2 protein-coding genes and 1 pseudogene are annotated in these 3,140 nt (G+C 64.2%); 1 reads left to right on the plus strand and 2 read right to left on the minus strand.

Translation table 11 applies throughout. The annotated features are described in order from the left end of the window. Window positions 1-214 (minus strand): hypothetical protein (locus tag QHF83_RS53090; RefSeq protein ID WP_282425845.1); only part of this gene is annotated, 214 nt, incomplete at its 3' end. 1,552 nt (window positions 215-1,766) lie between these two features. On the opposite strand from QHF83_RS53090, the gene QHF83_RS53095 reads away from it, so the two are divergent. Then, on the plus strand, window positions 1,767-2,231 hold the full coding sequence (locus tag QHF83_RS53095; RefSeq protein WP_282425846.1) for a hypothetical protein: 465 nt from the start codon (window positions 1,767-1,769) through the stop codon (window positions 2,229-2,231). Between the two features lie 212 nt (window positions 2,232-2,443). Here the strand turns inward: QHF83_RS53095 and QHF83_RS53100 are convergent. Continuing rightward, a pseudogene (locus QHF83_RS53100) lies at window positions 2,444-2,952 on the minus strand (IS5 family transposase); the annotation flags it as partial. Between the last annotated feature and the right edge of the window lie 188 nt (window positions 2,953-3,140).

Consider the following 3,140-nt stretch of genomic DNA (forward strand, 5'->3'; position numbering starts at 1 on the left):
ACGGTGCCCATTCTGTCACCGCACCGGCGATGTCATGCACGGGTCCTCCTGTAGAGAGCCGCCATCCCACGCCACCAACATGCGCCAACCCCTCTTGCTTGATTCTAATGTCCCGCAGTAGTGTTAGGAGCCCTGCCACGATCGCGCCCCCAGCTAGGACCAGGCTCGGATCGATGCGCGCGCCCCGTTGCTTGGATTTCGGATCAAGCGCCATGGAGACAGCCTACCGGCCCATTTCCAGGGGGCGCAAGGCGCAAAGGGGCGCGGCGCGCGAGATGTACTCCGCGCGGAGTACATCCCCCGGCGCAGCCGTCGCTGGGGGGGCGCGTCATAGCGTCCGGAGGGGGGCGAAAAAGGTACTCTACGCGCGGGCGGTACTCTACGTAGAGTACCTGAAGCGCAAATCGCGTTACTCTATAATAATTCCGCTAGGTTCCGGTCATCTCAGCGAGAGTCAAGGGATCCCCCCTCAAATCGTACTCTACGGGTCCCGCACGGGCGGCCGTTCCGTGAGCTATTACGCCCCCTCCGGACGAGTTATTACAGTAATACCGCCCGTCACTGACGCGGCGTGGCGCCGCGGTCGTGCTCGACGGCGCAGCCCTCGGGGCGCTCGGCGCGGTCGTGCGCGAACGGGTCCGGGGGCGCGTGTCAATGGCAATGCTGGAGTCAAGGGCGGAAGGGGGGCGCTTCCGTGTGATGTGTGATCCGCGGTCCGTGTGATCCGATCACACAACCACGTGATCACACATCACACGAGGGGGCGATCCTCGGCGCGGCGGATCCCCCCTTGCGCGCTCGGCGCGGTCGTGCTCGACGGCGCAGACTTCTTGACACGTTCGCCCCGAACGGCGCAGCCCTCCGCGGTCGTGCTCGGCGCGGTCGTGCTCGGCGCGGTCGTGCTCGGCGCGGTCGTGCTCGACGGCGTAGCCCACGGACGTCTCCCAGAAGCTAGACACAGCACCGGCCATCCCCTACCATAAAGGCGAGCGAATGCAGATCGCTTGCATGGGAGGTTTGCGTGTCCAACCGATTAAGAACCACTGCCGTTGCCGGCATTATGGCGCCATTGGCCATTGTCTTCGCATTTCTACAGATGGAGCCAGTTGCGACGGCCGAACCGGCCTGTCCCCAAATGGGCTATGTCGATCCGTGTGAAGAAGCGTGTTATGCCCACGCGGAAGCACGCGAGGCACGATGCGCAGAGGTTCAAGACAGGGACATGAAGCGAGCATGTTATTCCGCAAGCAACGACATGCTAGGGACTTGCATTAGGAATTGCGTAAGACTCCGCAAATGCAAATAATGGCCGAGCGTAAGCTCACCTTCATCGAGAATGGGACAAGGCGGCGGCGTGTCGTACGCGTTCGATTAGGGGTTCCGAGACGTGACGAAAAGGGGCCAGATTGGTTGGTTGAATACGAAATCATCGGCCCTGGCCCCGATCACGTCATCCGACGGCACACCAAAGGAATTGACGCGATCCAGGCCCTTGTCATGACGTTGAACGTGATCATTCCCGCCCAGCTCGAAAATCTCGCAGATTTGGCCGGAGGTCGCTTGCTGTTCATTAAAAGCGCTGACCTCGGGTTCATACATATACCAACCGAGCCGAAACCATAACCACGAAGCGACGGCGCAGCCCCTCGCGAGGCGGCGCGTGCTCGGCACGTCGTGCTCGACGGCGCAGCCCTCGCGACGCTCGGCGCAGCCCTCGCGACATTTCGTGTTATGGCACGAAATCGACCCCAGCACGAACTCGCGTCGTGCTCTGCGGCGCAGCCCTCGGGGCGCTATCGACGCGCGGCGCAGCCCTCGGGGCGCTATCGACGCTCGGCGCGGTCGTGCTCGACGGCGCAGCCCTCGCGACGAACGGCGCAGCCCTCGGGGCGCTCTCAACGCGCGGCGCAGCCCTCGGGGCGCTATCGACGCGCGGCGCAGCCCTCGGGGCACTCTCGACGCTCGGCGCAGCCCTCGGGGTGCTCGGCGCGGTCGTGCTCGACGGCGCAGCCCTCGGGGTGCTCTCGGCGCACGGCGCACGGCGCAGCCCTCGGGGCGCTCCGGTTCGTCCGATGCGAAGATCCACCCTTCCCACCGTTTGTCGGCTCGTGTACGCTCCGCCCCGTGGCTCGCCCGTCTGCATTCCTGATTTTCGCCGCCATGTCATCCGCCGCTGGCATTGCGGCGGCAAACCCGCCCCCGGCACCTTCTGCGCCGACGGCGCCCGCTAAGCCCATAGCGCCGCCCGAACCTACGGACATCGTAGAGCTAACGCAGCGGCGACAGCCTACCCCCGAGGAGGAAGCCCGCTTTAAGGAACTCATGGCCGAAGGGGATCGGGCGCGGTTGGCATTCCGAGTGGTGGACGCGATCCGCGCTTACGTTGCGGCATTAGAGATCAAAGATGACCCCTTAGCACTACTGCGGGACATTAGAACTCATCTCATAAACCGTCCAGGAGCGCCCTGAGGTACACGACGATGCATCCGAGATGGACGAAGCCGAGGAAGTTTTCGGCGTGACGCTCGTACCGAACCACGATGCGGCGGAAGCTCTGGAGCCAGGCGAAGAGGCGCTCTACCTTCCTGCGGCGCTTGTATCGGCGGAGCGGGCGGAGGTCTTGGGTAAGGCGCTTGCGGTTCGAGCGATTGGGCGCAATCAGCTCGATCCCCCGCTCCTCCGCGAGCCGCGCGTCGAGTGCATCGCTGTCGTAGGCTTTGTCGCCAATGAGGCGCTTGGGGAGCTGGGCGAGGAAGCAGGTATCGAGCGTTCGGTCGACGAGCGTGACCTCATGCGGCGAAGCACTTTCGATGCAGATGGCGAGAGGAAGACCAGAGCCGTCTGCAATGGCCATGATCTTGGTCCCCTTGCCACGCTTCGTTTTCCCGACGCAGGGCCCCCCTTTTTGGCACTCACGAACGTGCCGTCGATGAACGCCTCACTCAAGTCGATCTGTCCTCGGTCGCGTAAATCACCAGCCAAGGCGTACAGGATCCGTTCGAGGGTGCCGTCCTTCGTACCACCTCGCCCACCCCCGTCCTGACACCGACGGCTCGCTCCTCCGACGCTGGTGCCCCGAAGGGAGCACCCGATGCGGAACCATCAGCGAGCGGCGGCGATTCGTGCAGAGATCGAGCAGG

Origin of the sequence: Polyangium sp. 15x6 (genome assembly GCF_029960785.1) — a bacterium.
Taxonomy (GTDB): domain Bacteria; phylum Myxococcota_A; class Polyangia; order Polyangiales; family Polyangiaceae; genus Polyangium.